General features: G+C 52.5%; 22 protein-coding genes. All 22 read left to right on the top strand.

The window, feature by feature from the left end; genetic code table 11:
* Positions 1-63: 63 nt before the first annotated feature.
* Positions 64-951 (top strand): phosphate ABC transporter substrate-binding protein, encoded by an 888-nt coding sequence (locus DXH47_RS00625; protein ID WP_129031160.1) that lies wholly within the window; start codon positions 64-66, stop codon positions 949-951.
* A complete protein-coding gene (gene pstC, locus DXH47_RS00620) occupies positions 948-1,880 on the top strand; it encodes a phosphate ABC transporter permease subunit PstC (protein WP_129031159.1) in 933 nt (310 codons plus the stop codon). Before DXH47_RS00625 ends, pstC begins: the two co-directional genes overlap by 4 nt.
* 1 nt (position 1,881) lies before the next feature.
* Complete coding sequence (pstA, locus tag DXH47_RS00615; RefSeq protein ID WP_129031158.1) at positions 1,882-2,766, top strand: phosphate ABC transporter permease PstA; 885 nt, start codon at positions 1,882-1,884, stop codon at positions 2,764-2,766.
* A gap of 51 nt (positions 2,767-2,817) precedes the next feature.
* The gene (gene pstB / locus DXH47_RS00610; RefSeq protein ID WP_225423467.1) at positions 2,818-3,606 is read left to right on the top strand and encodes a phosphate ABC transporter ATP-binding protein PstB; all 789 of its coding nucleotides are present in this window, start codon (positions 2,818-2,820) and stop codon (positions 3,604-3,606) included.
* A 15-nt stretch (positions 3,607-3,621) separates the two neighbouring features.
* A complete protein-coding gene (gene pstB, locus DXH47_RS00605; protein ID WP_129031156.1) occupies positions 3,622-4,383 on the top strand; it encodes a phosphate ABC transporter ATP-binding protein PstB in 762 nt (253 codons plus the stop codon).
* Positions 4,384-4,393: 10 nt separating this feature from the next.
* The gene (gene phoU, locus DXH47_RS00600; protein WP_129031155.1) at positions 4,394-5,071 is read left to right on the top strand and encodes a phosphate signaling complex protein PhoU; all 678 of its coding nucleotides are present in this window, start codon (positions 4,394-4,396) and stop codon (positions 5,069-5,071) included.
* Positions 5,072-5,246: 175 nt separating this feature from the next.
* Positions 5,247-5,588: a PspC domain-containing protein gene (locus DXH47_RS00595; protein WP_129031154.1), complete on the top strand. Its 342-nt coding sequence runs from the start codon at positions 5,247-5,249 to the stop codon at positions 5,586-5,588.
* Positions 5,589-5,960 carry a phage holin family protein gene (locus DXH47_RS00590; protein WP_129031153.1) on the top strand — a complete coding sequence of 124 codons (372 nt, stop codon included), beginning with the start codon at positions 5,589-5,591 and terminating at the stop codon, positions 5,958-5,960. It abuts the gene before it with no gap.
* 133 nt (positions 5,961-6,093) lie between these two features.
* Positions 6,094-7,041 (top strand): HPr(Ser) kinase/phosphatase, encoded by a 948-nt coding sequence (hprK, locus tag DXH47_RS00585; RefSeq protein ID WP_129031152.1) that lies wholly within the window; start codon positions 6,094-6,096, stop codon positions 7,039-7,041.
* Positions 7,038-7,892, top strand: coding sequence for a prolipoprotein diacylglyceryl transferase (lgt, locus tag DXH47_RS00580; protein WP_129031151.1), 855 nt, complete (start codon positions 7,038-7,040; stop codon positions 7,890-7,892). The genes hprK and lgt overlap by 4 nt, the downstream gene beginning before the upstream one ends.
* A gap of 14 nt (positions 7,893-7,906) precedes the next feature.
* Entirely contained in the window at positions 7,907-8,920 is a 1,014-nt protein-coding gene (locus DXH47_RS00575; protein ID WP_129031150.1) for an NAD(P)H-dependent glycerol-3-phosphate dehydrogenase, read from the top strand.
* A gap of 33 nt (positions 8,921-8,953) precedes the next feature.
* The gene (gene galU, locus DXH47_RS00570; protein ID WP_129031149.1) at positions 8,954-9,853 is read left to right on the top strand and encodes a UTP--glucose-1-phosphate uridylyltransferase GalU; all 900 of its coding nucleotides are present in this window, start codon (positions 8,954-8,956) and stop codon (positions 9,851-9,853) included.
* A 67-nt stretch (positions 9,854-9,920) separates the two neighbouring features.
* Positions 9,921-10,862, top strand: coding sequence for a thioredoxin-disulfide reductase (gene trxB / locus DXH47_RS00565; RefSeq protein WP_129031148.1), 942 nt, complete (start codon positions 9,921-9,923; stop codon positions 10,860-10,862).
* 179 nt (positions 10,863-11,041) lie between these two features.
* The gene (locus DXH47_RS00560) at positions 11,042-11,686 is read left to right on the top strand and encodes a YfbR-like 5'-deoxynucleotidase (protein WP_129031147.1); all 645 of its coding nucleotides are present in this window, start codon (positions 11,042-11,044) and stop codon (positions 11,684-11,686) included.
* 1 nt (position 11,687) lies between these two features.
* Positions 11,688-12,233: an acetyltransferase gene (locus DXH47_RS00555; RefSeq protein ID WP_129031146.1), complete on the top strand. Its 546-nt coding sequence runs from the start codon at positions 11,688-11,690 to the stop codon at positions 12,231-12,233.
* 104 nt (positions 12,234-12,337) lie between these two features.
* Positions 12,338-14,344 (top strand): excinuclease ABC subunit UvrB, encoded by a 2,007-nt coding sequence (gene uvrB, locus DXH47_RS00550; RefSeq protein WP_129031145.1) that lies wholly within the window; start codon positions 12,338-12,340, stop codon positions 14,342-14,344.
* Between the two features lie 20 nt (positions 14,345-14,364).
* Complete coding sequence (gene uvrA / locus DXH47_RS00545; RefSeq protein ID WP_129031144.1) at positions 14,365-17,214, top strand: excinuclease ABC subunit UvrA; 2,850 nt, start codon at positions 14,365-14,367, stop codon at positions 17,212-17,214.
* A gap of 179 nt (positions 17,215-17,393) precedes the next feature.
* A complete protein-coding gene (locus tag DXH47_RS00540; protein ID WP_129031143.1) occupies positions 17,394-17,939 on the top strand; it encodes a DUF308 domain-containing protein in 546 nt (181 codons plus the stop codon).
* 238 nt (positions 17,940-18,177) lie between these two features.
* The gene (gene rapZ, locus DXH47_RS00535; RefSeq protein ID WP_129031142.1) at positions 18,178-19,062 is read left to right on the top strand and encodes an RNase adapter RapZ; all 885 of its coding nucleotides are present in this window, start codon (positions 18,178-18,180) and stop codon (positions 19,060-19,062) included.
* Entirely contained in the window at positions 19,059-20,072 is a 1,014-nt protein-coding gene (locus DXH47_RS00530; RefSeq protein WP_129031141.1) for a gluconeogenesis factor YvcK family protein, read from the top strand. Before rapZ ends, DXH47_RS00530 begins: the two co-directional genes overlap by 4 nt.
* 2 nt (positions 20,073-20,074) lie before the next feature.
* A complete protein-coding gene (whiA, locus tag DXH47_RS00525) occupies positions 20,075-21,016 on the top strand; it encodes a DNA-binding protein WhiA (protein WP_129031140.1) in 942 nt (313 codons plus the stop codon).
* 150 nt (positions 21,017-21,166) lie between these two features.
* Positions 21,167-21,436, top strand: coding sequence for an ACT domain-containing protein (locus DXH47_RS00520; protein ID WP_129031139.1), 270 nt, complete (start codon positions 21,167-21,169; stop codon positions 21,434-21,436).
* The last annotated feature ends 3 nt before the right edge of the window (positions 21,437-21,439 follow it).

The following is a 21,439-nucleotide window of genomic DNA, read 5'->3' as shown; positions in this document are numbered from 1 at the left end:
GTATACTAATTCCTGAGATACCCGGCCGGAACGCAACCAACCGGGATAGGAGGGACAAACGGGATGACAAAACGACGATGGTTACAGAGCCTACTCCTCATGATTTTAGTAGCTCTGGGCATCTTTGCTTACCAGACCCGCCAGGTCAGCCATGCAGGTGGATCAATTACGGCGGTAGGCTCCACGGCGCTACAGCCATTGGTTGAAGCGGCTGGCGAGCAATATGCCGGCGACCACCTGGGGACGTTTATCAACGTTCAAGGCGGTGGGACCGGGACGGGGTTGAGCCAGATTCAAGAAGGCGCCGTGCAGATTGGTAATTCGGATTTATTTGCGGCGGAACAAAAGGGAATTCGGGCGAAAGGCCTGGTCGATCACCGCGTGGCAGTCGTGGGCATCACGCCCATCGTGAACCGTAAAACGGGGATCACCCAATTGACGACCAAACAATTAGTCGCTGTCTTTACCGGCAAAGTGACCAACTGGAAACAAGTTGGTGGGAAAGATGTGCCCATCGTGTTGATCAATCGGGCGCAAGGCAGTGGGACCCGGGCGACTTTTGAACAGTTCGGGTTAGCCGGTCATCGTTCCAAGACCGCTCAAGAACAAGATTCTTCGGGAATGGTCCGCCAAATCGTGGAGACCACGCCGGGGGCCATCAGTTACGTGGCCTTTTCCTACGTGACCAAGGGTGTCCAGGCTGTGGCGTTGAACCACGTGGCTCCGACCGAAGCTAACGTCATCAATAACCGCTGGAAAATTTGGTCGTACGAACACCTCTACACGAAGGGACAGCCCACGGGACTGACCAAGGATTTTATCAAGTACGTCCAATCGCCGGCCATTCAAAAAACACTGGTCCGGCTATTGGGTTACTTGTCACCTAGCCAGATGCACGTCGAACGGGACGTGCACGGCCAAATCACAAAGATTGGAGGCCAGCACTCATGACCAAATCACCGGAACAGCTCGAACACGAGTTAAAACGTCGCTCGAAGGCGGCTAAGCTGGAAATCTGGGGGCGGGTCGTGAGTTTTACCGCACTGATTATCATCGCGGCCGTGGTGGTTGCGATTATCGGTTTCGTGGCATCCAAAGGATTGGCAACTTTCACCACTAATCACGTGAATTTATGGTCGTTTTTAAGTGGGAAAGATTGGAACCCCAGCATTACCGATGCCCACGGCAAGCCCGAAGTTGGGGCTTTGTCGATGATCGTCGGGTCATTTCTGATTACGATTTTATCGGCGCTGGTGGCGACCCCGTTTGCCATCGGGACGGCCGTCTTTATGAATGAAATCTCGCCAGGCAAAGGCGCTAAGATCCTCCAACCCGTAACCGAACTACTGGTGGGGATCCCCTCCGTGGTTTACGGGTTCATTGGATTGAGCGTCATCGTACCTTTTACTCGCGCAACCTTTGGTGGTAGTGGGTTCGGAATCTTGTCCGGGACCTGTGTGTTGTTCGTGATGATCTTACCGACGGTCACGTCGATGAGTGCGGACGCTTTGCGGGCGGTCCCACGTTACTACCGTGAAGCCTCACTGGCCTTAGGAGCGACCCAATGGCAGACCATTTACAAGGTGGTCTTGCGGGCCGCGACACCGGGCTTGATGACGGCGGTGGTCTTCGGGATGGCCCGGGCCTTCGGTGAAGCACTGGCGGTCCAAATGGTGGTTGGTAACGCGGCCTTGATGCCACATAGTCTGGTCGACCCAGCCGCAACTTTAACGTCGGTCTTGACCACTGGAATCGGGAACACGGTCATGGGGTCGTTACAAAATAACGCGCTGTGGTCACTGGCGTTAGTGCTGTTAGTGATGTCACTGGTCTTTAACCTGATTATTCGACTGATTGGACGAAAGGGGCGGCTGCAATAACATGAACGCAAAACGACAAAATAAAGTGGCGATTGGAACGTTATACGGCATCGCCGGCCTGGTGGTCCTCATCTTGCTGGCCTTGCTCGGTTATATCCTGGTCAGTGGGGTGCCCCAGTTGAGTTGGCACTTTCTAACGGCACCCGCCAAAGCCTTCACGAAGGGTGGGGGTGTGGGCATCCAACTCTTCAATTCGTTTTATTTATTGATTCTAGCAATGTTGATTTCGTTTCCCATCGCGTTGGGGTCGGCCATTTATCTGTACGAATACGCTAAGGATAATTGGGTGACCAACACGGTGCGGACTGCGATTGAGATTCTAAGTTCGTTACCGTCTGTGGTGGTGGGACTGTTTGGGTTCCTGTTCTTCGTGGTCAAGCTAAACATGGGGTTTTCGATTCTGTCCGGAGCGTTTGCGTTGACGTTCTTCAACTTGCCGCTACTAACGCGGAGCATTGAAGATTCACTGCGCACGATTGACCCACAACAACGCGAAGGGGGGCTGGCACTCGGGCTGTCGCGGTGGGAGACCATTACCCGGGTGATTCTACCAGCCGCCGTCCCCAGCATCTTGACGGGGTTCATCTTGAGTGCCGGGCGGGTCTTCGGGGAAGCCGCCGCGTTGATTTATACGGCAGGGCAAAGTGCACCGGCGTTAAATTTCGCCGACTGGAACCCGTTCAACATCTCCAGTCCGTTGAACCCAATGCGGCCGGCCGAAACGTTGGCCGTGCATATTTGGAAAATCAATTCAGAGGGCATCATGCCCGACGCCAAGGCGATTTCGTCCGGAGCGTCGGCGGTCTTAGTGATTGCCATCTTACTGTTCAACCTGGCGGCCCGTTATCTGGGGAAACGCCTGTACAAGCGGCTGACGTCAGCCTAAGGAGGATGTCGAGAGATGTTTATGAGTAGTGATGTTCAACGGCGTACGGCCATGCAAGAGCGCCACGTGACCCAGCCTCATGAAGCGGGGCACCCCATCGTGCTTGCGACCGAGGACCTCCACGTGTACTACGGCAGTAAGGAGGCCATCTTCGAGGGCGATTTGCAGTTTGCCCAGAATCAGATTACGGCACTGATTGGGCCGTCCGGGTCCGGAAAGTCGACTTATTTACGGTCACTGAACCGGATGAACGACCGCATCGCGACGGTTAAAGGGCGCATCATGTACCGGGGCGTGGATATCAACCAACCCGATATCGACGTGTACGAGATGCGCCGGCGGGTGGGGATGGTGTTTCAACGACCTAACCCATTTGCCAAATCAATTTACGATAATATTGCGTTTGCCTTGCGCTTACGCGGTGTAACGGCTAAAACTAAGCTTGATGAAATCGTCGAGACCTCCCTGCGACAAGCCGCGTTGTGGGAACAGGTCAAAGACGACCTGGACAAGAGCGCGTTGGCGCTGTCCGGGGGGCAGGCGCAACGATTGTGTATTGCGCGGGCGATTGCCGTGAAACCCGACATCTTATTGTTGGACGAACCGGCTAGTGCGCTTGATCCCGTGTCGACGAGTCAGCTGGAGGATACCTTGCTGAAGCTTAAGCAGCATTACACCATCATCATCGTGACACACAACATGCAACAGGCGGCTCGGATCAGTGAATACACGGCGTTCTTCAATCAAGGTCGGGTCTTGGAGTACGACACGACCAGCCAAATCTTCACGAATCCGCAGGTGCAAGTGACGAGTGATTATGTTTCGGGGAACTTTGGTTAGGAGGAGCGAAAAAAGATGACGACGAAAGAAATTTTAACGACGCAAGATTTGCACCTGTATTACGGGAGTAACGAAGCGCTCAAGGGCATCAACCTGAGCTTTGAGGAAAAAGGCATCACGGCTTTGATTGGCCCGTCTGGGTGTGGTAAGTCGACGTATTTACGGACGCTGAACCGGATGAACGACTTGATTCCGGGGGTCACGATTACCGGGACCGCGGAGTTCAAGGGCGAGGACTTATACGCCCCGAATGCGGACACCGTTCAGATTCGCAAGGAAATCGGGATGGTTTTCCAACAGCCTAACCCGTTTCCGTTCTCGATTTATGACAACGTGATCTACGGATTACGCATCGCCGGTGAACGGGACAAGGAAAAGCTCGACGCTGTAGTGGAAAAGTCATTACGGCAAGCGGCCGTGTGGGATGAAGTGAAAGACCACCTCCACGAAAGTGCGCTGGCGCTGTCTGGGGGCCAACAGCAACGGGTCTGCATCGCGCGGGTCTTAGCCGTGTCCCCGGAAATCATCTTACTCGATGAACCGACTAGTGCGTTGGATCCGGTCTCGAGTAGCCAAATCGAAGCAACTCTCTTGAATTTACGCCAAGATTATACGATTATTATTGTAACCCACAACCTCCAGCAAGCATCCCGGATTGCCGATCGCACGGCGTTCTTCATGAACGGGGAACTGGTGGAAGTGGACCAGACTAAGAATATCTTTATGAACCCGGCAAATAAGCAGACAGAAGACTACATTAGTGGTCGGTTCGGATAGGAGGCAGGCTATGCGGCGATTATTTGATGATGAATTAGCGGAGTTAGACGCAGACTTTACGGAAATGGGCATGTTGGTCAGTGGGGTCATTCGACGTGCGGTCGACGCGTTTCTCGAACGGGACGCTGCGGCGGCCCAACAGATTATCGATGAAGACCACAAAATCAACGAACGGGAAATTGCTTTGGAGAAGAAGACCTTTGAGATGATTGCCCTTTACCAACCGGTGACCTCCGATTTACGGGAAATCGTGACGATTCTAAAAGCGGTGTCTGATTTGGAGCGGGCCGGGGACCATGCCCGTAACATTGCCCATTCGACGATTAAGATGGGTCAAAAACAAAAGGTGTCCGAACTGGAACAGTTGATGGCGAAGATGGGCCAGATGACTACTCAAACGGTCGAAGATGTCATCACGGCTTACGTCAACAAGGACGACCACGAAGCCCGGTCGTTGGCCGACGTCGACCGGCAGTTAGATCACTTGAATCACCAGGTCCGCAGTGAAAGCTACAAGGATATGCGTCAAGACGCAACGTTTGAGACCGGCGCGTCGATTTATCTGAACGTGGCGCAAGATCTGAGTCGCATTGGGGATTACGTCACGAACGTCTGTGAGTGGATCATCTACCTCCGTTCCGGACAAATCGTGGAACTGAATTCGGCAAGTGAAGGGACCGAAAGCTAAGCAATTCTTAGCGAAAACTGAAGATTTTGCCTAGCGGCCACTGAAAACTTGCTTTCAGTGGCCGCTTTCGTTATTCTTTTCCCAATAGGACCGGTTAAAAGTGTGGGCAACAAGTCGCTAAGACAGCTAACTGCTTAGCCGGTCTAGCTAGTCTAAATTTAAGGAGGCCATGACGATGGCAGCAAAAAAACGCCTGGTACGGTCCCGGACTAACCGCCTGGTAGGGGGAGTCTTGGGCGGAATTACCGAGTACTTTGGTTGGAACGCCAACCTCTTGCGGCTGATCTACGTGATTATCACGATTTCAATTCCGTTTGCGCACGTGGTATTAGGGTTACTGGTCTATGTCATTTTAATGACGTTCATTCCGTTAGATGATACGCCGACCAACGGCCCCAATCTGAGTGATCTATTTGGGTTTGGCCGCGGCACACAGGCTTCTCAAAAGCCGGGACGCAAAGTGATTCATGACGTGAAGGAACGTGACGTTCACCATGAGAATAAGGACGGTGATTAGATGCGGTTTTGGTCACGAATTTTAGTTAACGCCATCATCTTTTTGGCGTTAGCCGGATTCTTTCAAAGTTCATTAGCGGGCACCTACCAACACGCGTTTTACGTGTCTGGTGTGGGAATTGCACTCCTGGCCAGCTTGGTTCTGGCCGTGTTGAACACGCTGGTACGACCGATTTTGTTTATCTTGTCGTTACCCATCACCATTTTGACGTTGGGCCTATTTAGCGTGGTGTTGAACGCGGTGATGTTGGAATTGACCTCATGGGTCGTGGGCAGTAACTTTACCTTCGCCTCGTTTGGGGTGACCTTGGTCGTCGCCATCGTGATGGCCCTGTTTAACGCAATCATCAGTGACCATTTAGCCCACCGTTAAGCCTCTAACTGATAAAGCGTTTTCTTGCTAGGGTGACGCTGGATGACGGCGGACTTAATTTGATAGGAGAACCCGAATGAAAGTGCTAGAATTAGAGTAAGTTGATAAATTTGTGTAGTAAGGAGGAGCGTTCATGCCAGAAAGCGTAACTGTTGCCGATTTGGTCAAAGCCAACCGGTTAGATGTCTATTCCGGTCAGGATTATTTGGATCGGCAAATTACGACCAGTGATATTTCCCGTCCCGGTCTGGAACTGACGGGGTATTTCAATTATTACCCTGCCAAACGAATCCAGCTACTGGGCATCACGGAAACGTCCTTTGCCAAGGGGATGAGTCACCAACAGCTCCTGGATGTGATGCAAAAAATGTGTCAGCCGGAAACGCCGGCTTTTGTGGTGTCCACACAATTGGACCCACCGGAAGAATTGAAGCAAGCCGCGGGGGAAGCGCAGATTCCCATTCTGGGGACTAAGCTGACCACGTCGCGGGTCTTGAGTAACATGACCAATTTTCTCGAAGGCAAACTCGCCGAACGGCAATCCGTTCATGGGGTCTTGGTCGATATCTACGGGGTCGGGGTCATGATCACCGGCGATTCCGGGGTCGGTAAGAGCGAAACGGCCTTGGAGCTAGTCAAGCGGGGCCACCGGTTGATTGCCGACGACCGCGTAGAAGTCTATCAACAAGACGAACAGACTCTAGTCGGGGCTGCACCCCCCATTTTGAATCACTTGTTGGAGATTAGAGGGATTGGCATTATTGACGTCATGAACCTCTTTGGCGCTGGTGCCGTGCGGAGTGAGGCGGATATCGAACTGATCGTCCACCTGGAACTTTGGCACGATGATAATCACTTCGACCGCTTAGGCAATAACACCGATACCCAACGGTTCTTTGATGTGGTGGTCCCTAAGGTGACGATCCCGGTCAAAACTGGGCGGAATTTGGCCATCATCATTGAAGCCGCGGCGATGAACTTCCGGGCGCGGTCGATGGGTTACGATGCCACCAAGGTCTTTGACGATAACTTGAACCGCTTGATCAAACAAAATTCACAAAAGGATGGCGGCAAATCATGACGATAACCCCTTTTACGGCGGCCCTAAATCCCATTGCGGTGCATTTAGGCCCGTTGCAAGTCCACTGGTACGGGGTGATTATCGCTTCGGGCGTGATTCTAGCCGTACTCCTGGCCGTCCGTGAAGGGCGCAAACGGGGCATCGACCCCGACGACATCTACGATATGATCCTGTGGGCGTTACCAGCGGCCCTGATTGCCGCGCGGTTGTACTACGTGGTCTTTCAGTGGTCGTATTATAGTCAGCACTTGAACGAAATCGTGGCCATTTGGGACGGAGGAATCGCCATTTATGGCTCGCTAATTGGGGCGGGGCTGGTGGTCTTCTTCTTCTGTCGCTCCCGGTTCATCCCTGTCTGGTTGATGCTCGACGTGGCGGCCCCGACCGTGATCATGGGGCAAGCCATCGGTCGGTGGGGTAATTTCATGAACCAAGAAGCGTTTGGTCGGGTTACCAGTTTGGCGTTCCTGCAGGGGTTGCATTTGCCCCAGTTTGTCATCAATCAAATGTTTATCAATGGGGCTTACCGGCAACCCACGTTCTTGTACGAATCGACCTGGGATCTAATGGGCTTCGTGGTTTTGATGAGTCTGCGGCATTATCCACAACTCTTTAAGCAGGGCGAAGTTTTCTTAGGGTACGTGATGTGGTATTCGCTGGGCCGCTTCTTCGTCGAGGGAATGCGAACCGATAGTTTGATGTTACTCGGCACGATTCGGGTGTCCCAACTCTTGTCCGTGGTGTTGTTTGTCGGCGCCATTTTTATCTGGATCTACCGGCGGCGGACCAATCCGCCGACCGATTACCTAGCCGGTAATCCGTTCCGCGAACGCACAAAACTTTCTAATTAAGGAGAATCGAGACTATGTCAGAAAAAATTGCCGTACTTGGTGCTGGTTCCTGGGGGTCGATTTTGGCCAACTTGTTGGATGAGAACGGGCATGACGTCCGCTTGTGGTCTTACAACCCTAAGCAGGTCGAGGAACTCAATACGCAGCATACGAACACGCACTACATCCAAAACTTCACTTATTCGAAGTCATTAGTGGCGTATGCCGATATGGCGAGCGCGTTGGCCGACGTGGATGCCATCTTATTCGTGGTGCCGACCAAAGCAGTGCGGTCGGTGGCCCATGAGGTGGCCGAGGTCTTAGCGAAAGACCACAACCAACCCGCGTTGATTCACGCCAGCAAAGGCATCGAGCAAAAGACTTATAAGCGGATTTCGCAGGTCTTAGCGGAAGAGATTCCGGCGGCAAACCGGCGGTCCATCACGGTCTTGTCCGGTCCGAGTCACGCGGAAGACGTGGCGCGACACGACATCACCTTGATTACGGCGGCTAGTGAGAACCCCGAAGCGGCAAAGAACACGCAGGATTTGTTCATGACGCCGTACTTCCGGGTCTACACCAACTCCGACGTGATCGGTGTTGAGATTGGGGCGGCCTTGAAGAACATTATCGCGTTAGGCGCCGGGGCCTTACATGGCCTGGGTTACGGCGACAACGCTAAGGCGGCGTTGATGACCCGGGGGTTGGCTGAAATCTCCCGGCTGGGAACGTCATTTGGTGCCGACCCGTTGACCTTTATCGGGTTATCTGGCGTCGGGGACGTTATCGTGACGGCTACCAGTACCAATTCGCGAAACTGGCGCGCCGGGGACGAACTTGGTCGCGGCGAAAAACTTGACGACGTCATCAGTCACATGGGCATGGTAATCGAAGGCGTCGCCACGACCAAGGCGGCTTACGAGCTGGCGCAACAACGTGGCGTTTCGATGCCGATTACGACTGCGATTTATCAGGTGCTCTACCAGGGGAAGGACATCAAAACAGCCATTTCAGATTTAATGCAACGTGAAGGACGTTCGGAGTTTTAGAGTTTTTTATTATTTTGAGGAGGGCTCAATTTTATGAGAAAAGTCAGAAAGGCCGTTATTCCGGCTGCGGGTCTCGGGACTCGTTTCTTACCAGCGACAAAGGCGTTAGCGAAGGAAATGTTACCCATCGTGGACAAGCCGACCATTCAATTCATCGTGGAGGAGGCTCGGCGGTCCGGTATTGAAGATATCGTGATCGTTGACGGAAAGTCCAAACGGTCGATTGAAGACCATTTCGACTCAAACCCGGAATTGGAAGCCAACTTGCGGGCTAAGCATAAGGATCAATTGCTCAAGCAAGTCCAAGAGACCACGGGGATGAACTTGTACTTCATTCGCCAACCCTATCCACGGGGCTTGGGAGACGCAGTCTTGACCGCTAAAGCGTTCATTGGGGATGAACCGTTCGTGGTCATGCTGGGTGACGATATGACCGAAAGTAAGGTCCCGTTGACCAAACAATTGATGGACCGCTACGAGCAGACCGGTGCGTCGACCTTAGCCGTGATGCGGGTGCCACACGAAGACACCGCCAAATACGGGGTCATCAATCCGTCTGAAGAGACGTTGCCCGGCTTGTATAACGTCACGAACTTCGTGGAAAAACCAGAACCGGATAAGGCCCCGAGTGACTTGGCTATTATTGGCCGGTACCTCTTTACGCCTGAAATCTTTGAGGCCCTAGAACACACCCCCGTAGGTTTGGGAAATGAATTACAATTAACGGATGCTATTGATCACTTGAACAAGACGCAGCGGGTCTTTGCCCACGAGTATACCGGCAAACGGTACGACGTTGGCAATAAGTTTGGCTGGTTACAGACCAATATCGAATTTGGTCTGCGGCACCCCGAAACTAAGGCCCAATTGCGACATTATATCGAAACGCTAGGCAAAAAATTGACGGCGGAAGACCAACCCAAGTCAAAATAGGTGACAAACTTACTTTTTCCTAGTAAAGTAATGGTCAGGCAAATTAAGATGAAGGGAAGTCGCTAACTTGAAGAATTACGACGTCATTGTTATTGGTGCCGGACCAGGTGGCATGACTGGTGCATTATACGCATCGCGGGCCAACCTGTCCGTCCTGATGTTAGACCGGGGAATTTACGGTGGCCAAATGAACAACACTGCGGCAATTGAAAATTATCCGGGGTTCAAGTCGGTCTTAGGGCCGGACTTGGCAAAGGATATGTACGACGGCGCCACCCAGTTTGGGGCCGAGTTCGCTTATGGAAGTGTCGACAGTATCGAAGACCATGGCGATCATAAAGTCGTCAAGACCGATGATGGGGATTACAGCGCTAAAGCCGTTTTAATCGCCACGGGATCCGAGTACAAGAAACTCGGCGTTCCGGGTGAGGATAACTACGGTGGCCGGGGCGTGTCCTACTGCGCGGTCTGCGACGGGGCGTTCTTCAAGAACCGCGACGTCATCGTCGTTGGCGGAGGTGACTCCGCGATTGAAGAAGGCATCTATCTAGCTGGATTAGCGTCAAAGGTTACCATTGTGGTTCGGCGGGACCAATTACGGGCCCAAAAGATCTTACAAGACCGGGCGTTTGCTAACGATAAGATTGAATTCGTCTGGAACACGAACGTTACCGAAATCCAGGGTGACAAGATGAAGGTCACCGGTGTGGCGACCCACAACAACCAAACTGGCGAAACGGGGCACCTCGATGCTAGTGGCGTCTTCATTTACGTAGGGACGTTGCCAATGACCACGGCCTTTACGGACCTGGGCATCACCGATGACGCGGGCTGGATCAAGACCGATGACCACATGGCCACGGCCGTTCCTGGCATCTTCGCGATTGGCGACGTCCGGCAAAAGGATCTCCGTCAAATCACGACGGCCGTTGGTGAAGGCGGAACTGCTGGTCAAGCAGCCTTTAACTACTTGGAAACCCTCAAAGCACAGGCCTCATCAGAAGCCTAACTAAGTTGAACTAAACCAATGATCGGGCCGAGACGGCAAGTCTCGGTCCGATTTTGTGTCGGGTTAAGTTCGGGGGTGCGTTACGACTAAGATATATTTTGCAATCTGCACGGACATCGCCTAGGATAGACGTAGATATGTCGTTAGGGCACCCACCACAACCAAGGGAGTTGAGTAAAATGGGAATGAACCAGTATTTACAGAGTTTGAGTGACTTGGAAACAATCAACCGGGCACCGGGGTATTTCAAATTCGAACAACACTCCGTGGCCGCTCATTCGTTTAAAGTGGCGGAAGTGGCCCAGTTCTTAGGCGATGTTGAGGAACAAGCTGGTCACACCATCAACTGGCGGTCGTTATACGAAAAATCGTTAAACCACGACTACACTGAACGCTTTATCGGTGACATCAAGACGCCGGTGAAATACGCGACACCGGAACTGCGCAAGATGCTGGCCGACGTTGAGGATTCGTTGACTGCCAATTTCATCCACAATGAAATTCCCGAACAGTTCCAAGCGGCGTACGCTCGGCGACTAGGTGAAGGCAAGGACGATACTCTAGAAGGCCGTATCTTATCGGTCGCCGATAAGGTCGACTTACTGTACGAGTCCTTTGGGGAAATCGAAAAGGGTAATCCCGAACCGGTCTACACGGAGATCTACCGCGAAAGCTTGGCCACGATTTTACAATTCAAACAAATGGCGTGTGTCCAGTACTTTTTAAAGGAAGTCCTGGCCGAACTGTTGTCGGCCGACTTTAGTGACCGGCAGAAGCTCGCCGCGCTGACGAATCAACTGTTGAAGCACGCCAAGGAGGACTAACATGACATTAGCAACTGTGTGGAATCACCGCCTCGAAGGCACTGGTACCACGGTGCGGGCGTTGACCCACGCTGATGACGACTTGATTTATGAGTTTCAGGCCCAACACCCGGAATATTTTGGGCATTTTCAAGACCATCCGGTGACGCGGCGCGAAGCGGTGCAAGACGTGGAAGACGTTCCGCTCAACGCGACGGCGGACCAAAAAGCCTACCTGGGCGTGTTTGACCACGACCGCTTGGTACTTATCGTGGACCTCATCATTGATTACCCACTTCCCAGCTTAGTGTGGCTGGGGTTGTGGTTACCCGATAAGCAACTGTCGCGCGCGCAACAGGGCGAGTTGTACCAAAGTCTGGTCCAGACGTTACTGACGGTCGATGCGGTGCAACTCCAGCTGAGCGTCTTTATGGGCGACCGTGACGCGCCGACCTTTTGGACCGACCAGGGGCTGACGCAGGTCCAACGAACCACGGTAGTTCGGGGCTCCCGGAGTGCCAACGTGACCATTTATCAAGATAAATTTGACACCCGAACCGCAAACTAGCGAAAGTATGTTCGGTGTGGTAAACTATTTGAACGTGATGGGGAGCGCTACGTTTCCCATTTTTTTCGCTGAAATTCATTTTGAACGGGTAAGGAGGGACCTGCATGATTGATCGACAAACGGACCAGAAGTTTGATTTGGTCTCCAACTATCAGCCAACGGGGGATCAACCCGAGGCCATCAAGGAACTGACCAAGGGAATCCAGAATCACGAAAAGGCGCAGATTCTACTAGGCGCCACGGGAACGGGGAAAACCTTCACCATTTCCAACGTGATCAAAAACGTCAATAAACCGACGCTGATTTTGTCGCATAATAAAACGTTAGCGGGACAGCTCTACGGGGAATTCAAACAGTTTTTCCCGCATAACGCGGTGGAGTATTTCGTCAGTTATTATGACTACTACCAACCGGAAGCTTACGTCCCTTCGAGCGACACTTATATTGAAAAAGACTCATCTATTAATGATGAGATTGATAAATTACGGCACTCAGCAACTAGTTCCTTACTGGAACGTAACGATGTCATCGTCGTGGCCTCCGTCTCCTCGATCTTCGGATTAGGGGATCCCAAAGAATACCAGAACCACGTGGTTTCACTCCGGGTCGGTCAAGAAATCGAACGGGACGCGTTACTACGGAAATTAGTCGATATTCAATTCGAACGCAACGATTACGACTTCCAACGGGGCCGGTTCCGGGTCCACGGTGATGTGGTCGAAATCTTCCCGGCATCGCGGGACGAACACGCGTTACGGGTCGAATTCTTCGGCGACGAAATCGACCGGATTCGCGAGGTCGATGCCTTGACCGGGGAAATCGTCGGCGACCGCGACCACGTGGCTATCTTTCCGGCGACCCACTTTTTGACCAATGAGGATATCATGGCGAAAGCCACTGCTGGAATCGAAGGTGAAATGAAGGACCGGGTGGCCGAGTTCGAAAGTCAGGGGAAGTTACTGGAAGCTCAACGGCTGAAGCAACGGACCACCTACGACGTGGAAATGATGCGCGAGATGGGCTACACCAGTGGGATTGAAAACTACTCACGCTGGATGGAAGGTCGCCAAGCGGGCGAACCGCCGTACACCTTACTCGATTTCTTCCCCAAAGATTTTTTGCTGGTGGTCGATGAATCGCACGTCACCATGCCCCAAGTGCGGGGGATGTACAACGGGGACCGTGCCCGCAAGCAACAGTTGATTGACTACGGCTTCCGGTTGCCTAGTGCGCTCGATAACCGCCCGTTAAAGCTCAATGAGTTCGAACAACACGTCAATCAGGTCGTCTACATGTCCGCCACGCCAGGGCCGTACGAAGAAGATCAGACCAATCACGTGGTCGAACAAATTATTCGACCGACGGGGTTATTGGATCCGACCATCGAAGTCTGCCCCATCATGGGTCAAATGGACGATCTGGTGGGTGAAATCAACCAACGGGTCGAGGCCAACGAACGGACCTTTGTGACCACCTTGACCAAGAAGATGGCCGAAGATTTGACCGATTATTTGAAAGACTTGGGCATTAAAGTCGCCTACCTGCATTCTGACATCAAGACTTTGGAACGGACCGAAATCATGCGGGACTTGCGTTTAGGCAAGTACGATGTCTTAGTCGGCATCAACCTCTTGCGGGAAGGTATCGATATTCCTGAAGTCTCGTTGATTGCCATTTTGGATGCCGACAAGGAAGGGTTCTTACGAAACGAACGGTCGCTGATTCAAACTATCGGCCGGGCGGCCCGGAACGTTCACGGGCACGTCATCATGTACGCGGATAGCGTCACTGACTCGATGCAAGCCGCCATTGATGAGACCGCTCGGCGGCGGAAGATTCAACAGGCTTATAATCAAAAGCATGGGATTACCCCGAAGACGATTGTCAAACCAATCCGTGACCTGATTTCCGTGACCAAGAAGGACGACCAGAGTGGCGAGAGCGACGACTTTGTCACTAACGACTTCGAGGATATGGATAAGGCCGACCAGGAGAAGCTGATTGCCCGTCTGGAAGACGAGATGCGCGCAGCCGCGAAAAAACTCGACTTCGAACAAGCGGCGTCCTTACGGGATACCATCATGGACATGAAGACGGAGATTGGTGATTAGGAAGAAGGAGCTAAGAAAACTTGATGAACGATAAGATTGTCATTCATGGGGCACGGGCCCATAACTTAAAAGATATTGACGTCACGATTCCTAAGAATAAGTTTGTGGTCATCAGTGGTCTTTCCGGTTCAGGGAAGAGCTCGTTAGCCTTTGACACGCTATACGCGGAAGGCCAACGGCGCTACGTGGAGAGCTTATCTTCCTACGCGCGGCAGTTCTTAGGCCAGATGGACAAACCGGACGTGGACTCCATCGATGGGCTGAGTCCGGCCATCTCTATCGACCAGAAGACGACCTCGAAGAACCCACGGTCGACCGTGGGGACCGTTACGGAAATCAACGACTACCTGCGGCTTTTATGGGCGCGGGTCGGCACGCCCATCTGTCCTAACGACGGCACGAAGATTACCAGCCAAAGTGTTGAACAGATGGTAGACCAGATTTTGGCCTTGCCAGAACGGACCAAGCTCCAGATTTTGTCGCCCATCGTGCGGGGCAAGAAGGGCCAGCATAAGCAGATTTTCGAAAAGATTCGCCGGGAAGGTTTCGTTCGCGTTCGCGTGGATGGCGAGACCCAAGACCTCGACGACGTGGCGGAACTTAATAAGAATCAACGTCACGACATCGCCATCGTCATCGACCGAATCGTGGTCAAGAAGGGGATTCGGTCCCGCTTGTTTGACTCCTTCGAAGCGGCGTTACGCTTGAGTGGGGGTTATGCGATCGCCGATTTGATTGATGGCGAACCGATGGTGTTTTCCGAACACTACGCCTGCCCGATTTGTGGGTTTACGGTTGGTGAACTGGAACCACGGCTGTTCTCCTTCAACGCCCCGTTTGGTGCTTGCCCCGATTGTGACGGGTTAGGTGTCAAACTGGAAGTCGACTTGGACTTAGTTGTTCCGGACAAGACCAAGACCTTGCGGGAAGGGGCTTTAGAGCCTTGGAACCCCATCAGTTCACAGTACTACCCAGCCTTACTGGAACAGGCTTGTGCTGCCTTCAACGTTGACATGGATACACCCTTTAATAAGCTGGCCAAAAAAGACCGCGACTTAGTCCTTTACGGGTCACAGGGCAAGCAGTTCCACTTCCACTACGAAAACGACTTTGGTGGCGTGCGTGACGTCGACGTGGCATTCGAAGGGGTCATCCCGAACGTCAACCGGCGCTACCACGAGACCAACAGTGACTTCACCCGCGACGTGATGCGCAAGTACATGACCGAATTGACTTGTCATACCTGTCACGGCTACCGGCTCAACGAAAAGGCGTTGAGTGTCAAAATCGACGGCCAACACATCGGGGAAGTCTCCGATTTACCCGTTGATAAGGAATTAACGTTCTTCAAGGGGTTGACTTTTGGCGAACAAGACGCCACGATTGCCCACCCCATTTTAAAGGAAATTCGCGACCGGTTGACCTTCCTACGCAACGTGGGGGTCAACTACCTAACGCTGAGTCGTTCGGCGCGGACTTTGTCCGGTGGGGAAGCCCAACGGATTCGGTTGGCCACCCAGATTGGGTCGAACCTGTCCGGGGTGCTGTATATCCTGGACGAACCGTCCATCGGGTTGCACCAACGAGATAACGACCGGTTGATTTCGTCATTGAAGCAAATGCGTGATTTAGGGAACACCCTGATCGTGGTCGAACACGATGAAGACACCATGCGGGCTGCCGACTACATCGTTGACATTGGTCCGGGAGCCGGGGAAAACGGGGGCCAGGTCATGGCCGCCGGCACGCCTAAGCAAGTGATGCGCTCAAGTAAGTCGTTGACCGGCCAATACCTCTCCGGGAAGAAGTACATTCCGGTGCCGTTAGAACGCCGTCAGGGCAACGGCAAGCAGATTCGCTTGACCGGTGCGGCCGAGAACAACTTGAAGGACATCACCGTGGACTTTCCGTTAGGTGAGTTTGTGGTCGTGACCGGGGTCTCCGGTTCCGGGAAATCCACGTTGGTCAACAGCATTTTGAAGCGGGTCCTGGCCCAGAAGCTGAATCGGAATTCAGCCAAGCCCGGCAAATACAAGAGCGTTGCGGGTGTCAAAAACATCGAACGCTTAGTTGACATCGACCAAAGTCCGATTGGTCGGACACCGCGGAGTAACCCGGCGACCTACACCGGAGTCTTCGACGATGTGCGGGCGTTGTTCGCTCAGACCAATGACGCCAAACTGCGGGGCTACCAGAAGGGCCGCTTTAGTTTCAACACCAAGGGCGGTCGGTGTGAGGCCTGCCACGGTGACGGCATCTTAAAGATTGAAATGAACTTTTTGCCCGACGTTTACGTGCCGTGTGAAGTCTGCCACGGAACGCGGTACAATTCTGAGACTCTGGAAGTCGAGTACAAGGGCAAGAACATCGCCGACGTCTTGGACATGACAGTCAGTGAAGCCCTCAAATTCTTCGAAGCGATTCCGAAGATTACCCGGAAATTACAAACGATTCAGGATGTCGGCTTGGGCTACGTGAAGTTGGGTCAACCCGCCACGACCTTATCCGGTGGGGAAGCCCAACGGATGAAGTTGGCGGCTGAACTACACAAGCAACAAAACGGCAAGAACTTTTATATTCTGGATGAACCCACCACTGGATTGCACACCGACGACATCAAGCGCCTGTTGGAAGTGCTCCACCGGTTAGTCGACAAGGGCAACACGGTGTTGGTCATCGAACACAATCTCGATGTCATCAAGACGGCCGACCATCTGATCGACTTAGGTCCTGAGGGTGGGGAAGCCGGCGGTTACGTGGTCGCTACCGGGACGCCTGAGGAATTGGCCCAAGTGAAGAACAGCTATACGGGTCAGTACCTGAAACCCGTGTTGGAACGGGACCGCAAGCGCACCGAAACAGATCAGTAAGCTGTTCGAATTCCAGGTAAAAATTGAAATTAACTAAAAATTAACGGCGCGTTTCCCGGATTAAACCAGGGAAACGCGCCGTTAGTGTGACCCCTTAACTTGTGAGAACCACGGAAAACCAGTACAATGGTTTAAACCAGTCGCATCTGACTGAATTTGTGAGAGGAAGTGTCAACATCATGTTTAATATGAACCGAACCCGCTGGGGCTTTGATTGGGGGGAATTCATCCTAGGCATCCTGTTTCTGGTTGCCGGGTACGGCCTATTCCGCTCGCCAAAGATTGGCTTAACGGGACTTGCTATTATTTTCGCGACCCTTGCGCTTTTAAGTGGATTGACCACCATTGCCGGCTACCGGAAACTACACGACGTTACGGGGATGCGCGCAAATTTTGCGCTGCTGCTCGGGATTATCGATATTCTGATTGCACTGGTCTTTTTCTTCGATATGTCCAGTGCCATCGTCACGTTAGGGTACCTCTTTGCGTTGTGGTTCATTGTTGATTCACTGGAACGGTTGCTCGTCGGCCGGCACCTGCGTGATTTTGGTGGGGGCTTTTACTGGGTTTCGATCATCTTGGACTTGTTAACCTTGATTATTGGGATCTTGCTGTTCGTCAATCCCATCGTGGCGGCTGTTTCATTAAACACCTTGATTGCCATCTTCTTTGGACTCTTTGGGGTGAACGCCATCTGGATTGCGATTGCTCGTAGCCGTAGCTAAATGCTGATATTTCATCGCTGATGGCAAAATTTAAAGCGACCTTCCTCAGTCACGTTGACTAAGGAGGGTCGTTTTTTTAGGTCGCTTGCCCAACCCTTTAGTAAAGCTTAAGGAAGGGGGGTGTCGCCTACGCATTGGCGGTGGACTAGCCGGCGTTTTTTGGGAATCATTGGGAAAGACACGCCCGGTGTGTTATACTGCTCTAAGATGTTTTTTGACCACAAGGAAGGTGACAACTATGACAGAACAGGTTCATTTGGTGATTATTACGGGCATGAGTGGTGCCGGTAAGACCGTTGCCATGCAAAGTTTCGAGGATTTGGGCTACTTCTGTATCGATAATTTACCGCCATCGTTATTGCCAAAGTTTTGGGACCTGGTACGCGAATCTGGCAAGTTGAATAAGATTGCTTTGGTCATTGATTTGCGTTCCCGGGCCTTCTACGATGAGATTGTCCGGATGTTGAACGACGTCGCTATTCACGGCACGATGCAGGCGCAGGTGCTGTTTTTGGACGCCTCCGACGAGGAATTGGTGTCCCGGTATAAGGAAACCCGACGCTCCCACCCGTTGGCCCGTAATGGTCGGGTGATGGAAGGCATTCAGCGTGAGCGCCGGTTACTGGCGCCGATTCGTCAAGCTGCCCAACTAGTGATTGATACCACTGAGATTGCCCCCCGGAAGTTGCGGGAGGAAATCTTCCATAACTATGAAACGGAAACTACCCAAACGTTCCACGTCGAATTGATGTCTTTTGGCTTTAAGTATGGGTTACCAATTGATGCCGATATCGTGATGGACGTCCGGTTCTTGCCCAACCCGTATTATTTACCCGAACTACGGGACCAGACGGGATTGGACCAACCGGTGTACGACTACGTGATGAAACAGCCCCAGACCGAAGCTTTCTACCAACGCTTCTTGGGCTTATTACAGTCGATCATGCCGGGATATAAAAAAGAAGGCAAATCAAATCTTACTGTCGCCATTGGGTGTACGGGAGGCCAACATCGGTCAGTCGCGTTAGCTGAACGACTGGGCCAGGCCTTGGGGGATGAATATCCCGTCCATGTGACCCACCGCGACATTGAGAAACGAAAGGAGTCCGCTAACCGCTCATGATAGATCCAATGCATACGCACCGGCCCAAAATTGTCGTGATCGGTGGGGGTACCGGATTACCGGTCATTTTACGGAATCTGCGTGACCAAAACGTCGATATTACGGCGGTCGTGACCGTCGCTGATGACGGGGGCTCATCCGGCATTATTCGCCACTACGTCAACGTGGTGCCGCCGGGTGACATCCGTAACGTGATGGTCGCTTTGGCTGAGGTCCCCTCGATTTACAAGGACCTGTTCCAATATCGGTTTGAAACGACCGACGACTTTTTTGCGGGCCACGCCATCGGGAACCTGATTATTGCAGCCCTCTCAGAGATGAAGGGCGGAATTTTTGATGCTGTTCAAGAGTTGTCCCAGTTGATGCGGGTCAACGGGCACATCTATCCGGCCGCTAACGAGCCCTTAGAGTTGCACGCCCAGTTTTCGGACGGTAGCACGTTAAGTGGTGAGTCCGAGATCACCGCCGCACATAAGCTGATTAAACGGGTGTGGGTCGAGACCAGTGACCACCACCAGCAACCCCAAGCGGTTCAACCGGTGATCGACGCGATTATGTCCGCCGACCAAATCGTGTTGGGGCCCGGGAGTTTATTTACCAGTATTTTACCGAACTTAATGATTAGTAGCGTGGGTAATGCCGTGCGCACCAGTCCGGCTGAAGTGGTGTACATCTGTAACATCATGACCCAAAAAGGTGAAACAGAAAATTTCACCGACGCCGACCACGTGCGGGTCTTGAACCGCCACTTACACGCGAACTTTATCGATACCGTTTTGGTCAACACCCGAAAGGTGCCGGACCGCTACATCGATTACCAACGGTGGGATGAAATCTCGCAACCCGTCAAGCATGATTTTCAAGGCTTGCGTAACCAGGGCTGCCGGGTCATCTCGACGGACTTTCTCGAATTACGCGATAACGGTGCGTTCCATAACGGTAAGGAAGTCGTCCACGAACTGTTGAACCTGATTGGTCAACCCACTTATCGCATGAATCGGGGGTCTTAACCATGTCCTATGCCAGTGAAGTCAAAAAAGAACTCACCACGTTAGAAGTCCACCGGGACAACGCCAAGGCAGAACTGGTGGCTTTGATTCGGATGAATGGGACCTTAGGGTTAGCCAATCATCATTTCGTATTGAACGTCCAGACGGAAAATCCCGCCATCGCGCGGCGAATGTACCAACTGTTGAAGCAGTTCTACGATTTGGAAAGTGAATTGCTAGTGCGGCGTAAGATGAAGCTCAAGAAGAATAACCTTTACATCGTCCGGGTGAAGAGTGGTGTGACCGACGTCTTATCGGACCTGGGCATCTTTGACGGGTCCCAATTGTCCGAAGCCGTGCCCGCGAGCATTTTAAAGTCGGACCTGCAGATGCGCTCGTATCTCCGGGGCGCCTTTTTAGCGGGCGGCTCGGTCAACAACCCGGAAACCAGTCGTTATCACCTGGAGATCTACTCTTTGTATGAAGAACATAACCAGATGATTGCGCGGATGATGAACCAGTATAACTTGCACGCCCGCTCAATCGAACGGCGTAGTGGCTACATCACCTATTTAAAAGGGGCCGAACACATCGCTGACTTCTTGTCTTTGATTGGTGCTACGACGGCCATGCTGAAATTCGAGGATGTCCGCATCATGCGCGACATGCGTAACTCGGTCAACCGGCTGGTCAACTGCGAAAACGCCAACCTGGATAAGGTGGCGACCGCTTCGACCCGGCAAATCGATAACATTCAGTATATCGAGGCCACGGTGGGCTTGGGACAATTACCGACCAAGCTGCGTGAGGTGGCGGAGACCCGTTTAGCACACCAGGAAGTCAGTTTGAAGGAACTGGGCGACCTGGTGCCCGGAGGCCCGATTTCGAAGTCGGGAATCAATCACCGGTTACGTAAAATCAATGATTATGCCAAGCACCTCCGTGAGGGGGAAGCCACGGCTTAACGATCAAGAAGCGTTCCGTTCCTTAGTGGCGGAGCGCTTTTTGTGTCGGGGTCTAGTCATTGGGCGTGTGGTGATTTGATAAAATGGATGCATTTACGGGTGGGACATGCTATTATGAGAAAATAATGAGTTCAATTGGAGGCAAATAAGATGCGAGCAATTATTACGGTGATTGGCCAAGACCACGTGGGAATCATTGCCGAAGTGGCGACCACGCTAGCCCAGAAACACATCAACATTGTCGATGTGTCACAGACCATCATGGACCAGAACTTCACCATGATGTTACTGGGAGAATGGGACGAACAGGTCCTGAGCTTTACGGCCGTGAAGCAGGCGTTAGAAACATTAGGACAGCAAAAGCAGCTGACAATCCGGATGCAACGGGAGTCGCTCTTTGATGCCATTCAGAAAGTATAGGGG

It is taken from the genome of Levilactobacillus suantsaii (assembly GCF_004115745.1).
GTDB classification, from domain to species: Bacteria; Bacillota; Bacilli; order Lactobacillales; family Lactobacillaceae; genus Levilactobacillus; species Levilactobacillus suantsaii.
This window is presented reverse-complemented; position numbering and strand designations above follow the sequence as displayed.

Coding starts and splice junctions, on each gene's coding strand:
- DXH47_RS00625 (WP_129031160.1), top strand. CDS start 64: ATGACAAAACGACGATGGTTACAGAGCCTACTCCTCATGATTTTAGTA.
- pstC (WP_129031159.1), top strand. CDS start 948: ATGACCAAATCACCGGAACAGCTCGAACACGAGTTAAAACGTCGCTCG.
- pstA (WP_129031158.1), top strand. CDS start 1,882: ATGAACGCAAAACGACAAAATAAAGTGGCGATTGGAACGTTATACGGC.
- pstB (WP_225423467.1), top strand. CDS start 2,818: ATGCAAGAGCGCCACGTGACCCAGCCTCATGAAGCGGGGCACCCCATC.
- pstB (WP_129031156.1), top strand. CDS start 3,622: ATGACGACGAAAGAAATTTTAACGACGCAAGATTTGCACCTGTATTAC.
- phoU (WP_129031155.1), top strand. CDS start 4,394: ATGCGGCGATTATTTGATGATGAATTAGCGGAGTTAGACGCAGACTTT.
- DXH47_RS00595 (WP_129031154.1), top strand. CDS start 5,247: ATGGCAGCAAAAAAACGCCTGGTACGGTCCCGGACTAACCGCCTGGTA.
- DXH47_RS00590 (WP_129031153.1), top strand. CDS start 5,589: ATGCGGTTTTGGTCACGAATTTTAGTTAACGCCATCATCTTTTTGGCG.
- hprK (WP_129031152.1), top strand. CDS start 6,094: ATGCCAGAAAGCGTAACTGTTGCCGATTTGGTCAAAGCCAACCGGTTA.
- lgt (WP_129031151.1), top strand. CDS start 7,038: ATGACGATAACCCCTTTTACGGCGGCCCTAAATCCCATTGCGGTGCAT.
- DXH47_RS00575 (WP_129031150.1), top strand. CDS start 7,907: ATGTCAGAAAAAATTGCCGTACTTGGTGCTGGTTCCTGGGGGTCGATT.
- galU (WP_129031149.1), top strand. CDS start 8,954: ATGAGAAAAGTCAGAAAGGCCGTTATTCCGGCTGCGGGTCTCGGGACT.
- DXH47_RS00560 (WP_129031147.1), top strand. CDS start 11,042: ATGGGAATGAACCAGTATTTACAGAGTTTGAGTGACTTGGAAACAATC.
- DXH47_RS00555 (WP_129031146.1), top strand. CDS start 11,688: ATGACATTAGCAACTGTGTGGAATCACCGCCTCGAAGGCACTGGTACC.
- uvrB (WP_129031145.1), top strand. CDS start 12,338: ATGATTGATCGACAAACGGACCAGAAGTTTGATTTGGTCTCCAACTAT.
- DXH47_RS00540 (WP_129031143.1), top strand. CDS start 17,394: ATGTTTAATATGAACCGAACCCGCTGGGGCTTTGATTGGGGGGAATTC.
- rapZ (WP_129031142.1), top strand. CDS start 18,178: ATGACAGAACAGGTTCATTTGGTGATTATTACGGGCATGAGTGGTGCC.
- DXH47_RS00530 (WP_129031141.1), top strand. CDS start 19,059: ATGATAGATCCAATGCATACGCACCGGCCCAAAATTGTCGTGATCGGT.
- whiA (WP_129031140.1), top strand. CDS start 20,075: ATGTCCTATGCCAGTGAAGTCAAAAAAGAACTCACCACGTTAGAAGTC.
- DXH47_RS00520 (WP_129031139.1), top strand. CDS start 21,167: ATGCGAGCAATTATTACGGTGATTGGCCAAGACCACGTGGGAATCATT.